The sequence below is a fragment of the Brevibacillus borstelensis genome, assembly GCF_037834415.1.
GTDB classification, from domain to species: Bacteria; Bacillota; Bacilli; order Brevibacillales; family Brevibacillaceae; genus Brevibacillus; species Brevibacillus borstelensis_A.
This window is the reverse complement of sequence record NZ_JAUMSJ010000092.1, coordinates 1-1314: the sequence shown is the minus strand read 5'-3', so window position 1 is coordinate 1314 and position 1314 is coordinate 1. Positions and strand designations below refer to the sequence as shown.

Below are 1314 nucleotides of genomic sequence, written 5' to 3'. Positions count from 1 at the left end.
TTGACACTCCCCATGCCTAAAGGCAGGGGATTCTTGGGTAGTCACTCCTAACGGAGTGAAATTCACCAAGCTATCCCTGTGTGTCCCACAGTTCAGTTAGCTATGCCAACAGTCGAAGTCCTTCTTGCTCAATATTGATGGCTGCGTTTTCATCACGATCATGCTTCGTACCACATTTCGGGCAAGTCCATTCTCGCAAGTTCAGGTTTTTCACGTCTTTGTTGCGGTATCCGCAATTTGGAGTGGAGCAAAGTTGGCTGGAAGGGAATTGCTTCCCGACGATGGAGATCGTTCTACCATACCATTCCGCCTTATACTCAAGCATCGTGCGAAATATAGACCATGAAGCATCCGCAATGGATTTTGCCAGCTTGTGGTTTTTGACCATATTTTCCACTTGCAAGTCTTCCAAACAGATCACTTGGTTTTCGTTAATCAGCTTGGTTGACAGCTTATGTAGGAAGTCATTGCGGGTATTTGCAATCTTCTCATGCAAACGAGCTACTTTGATGCGTGCTTTGTTACAGTTTTTACCGCCTTTTTGTCTACGTGATTGAATTCGTTGCCACTTCGCCAGTTGTTTTTCATACTTACGATAGTACTTGGGATTTGCTACCTTCTCACCAGTAGACAGAATGGCGAAATCCTTGATACCAAGATCAACTCCTACAGTCTGTTCTATTTGCGGATGTGGTTGAATATCAGTCTCGCACAATACCGACACAAAATATTTTCCCGAAGGATTTCGTCTGATCGTAGCCGATAGGATACGTCCCTCGACTTCTCTTGATTTTGCAAACTCAACCCATCCAAGTTTAGGAAGTTTGATGCGATTTCCTTCCACTTTGATATTCATTTTGCATGTGTAGGATTGTTTCGGGTTCTTCTTGCTTTTGAATTTGGGATAGCCTTTTTTCTCTTTGAAAAACTTTTTGTAAGAAGAATCCAAATCTTTCAATGTGGATTGCAGGGCAGTCGAATCCACTTCCTTCAGCCATTCGATCTCTTTTTTTAGTTGTGTAAGCATGGCAGAGCATTCGTGGTAGTTGAGCGTTTTCTTTTCCTGTTCGTAAACATTTTTCCGTTTTGCAAGGAAGTGATTGAATACAAAGCGAGTACAGCCGATTGTTTTATTGATGAGCATCACTTGTTCTTTGTTTGGATATAGACGAAATTTGTACGCTCTGTGCATATTCAATCGCTCCTTTCCTTTTGAGACTCCATGTATTTCTTAATCACATCCAGTTGAACAGTTCCAACGGTGGCAACAAAGTAGGAGTTTGTCCATAGCGAAGGGAGCCTGCTTTTGAGATG

General features: G+C 42.5%; 2 protein-coding genes. Both read right to left on the bottom strand.

Annotated features, from left to right (window positions below):
• Positions 1-100: 100 nt before the first annotated feature.
• Positions 101-1192 (bottom strand): IS200/IS605 family element RNA-guided endonuclease TnpB, encoded by a 1092-nt coding sequence (tnpB, locus tag Q3F21_RS27075; protein ID WP_340259683.1) that lies wholly within the window; start codon positions 1190-1192, stop codon positions 101-103.
• A gap of 2 nt (positions 1193-1194) precedes the next feature.
• Positions 1195-1314, bottom strand: a 120-nt coding sequence (locus Q3F21_RS27070) for a transposase (protein WP_340259685.1), incomplete at its 5' end; no start/stop codon positions are given.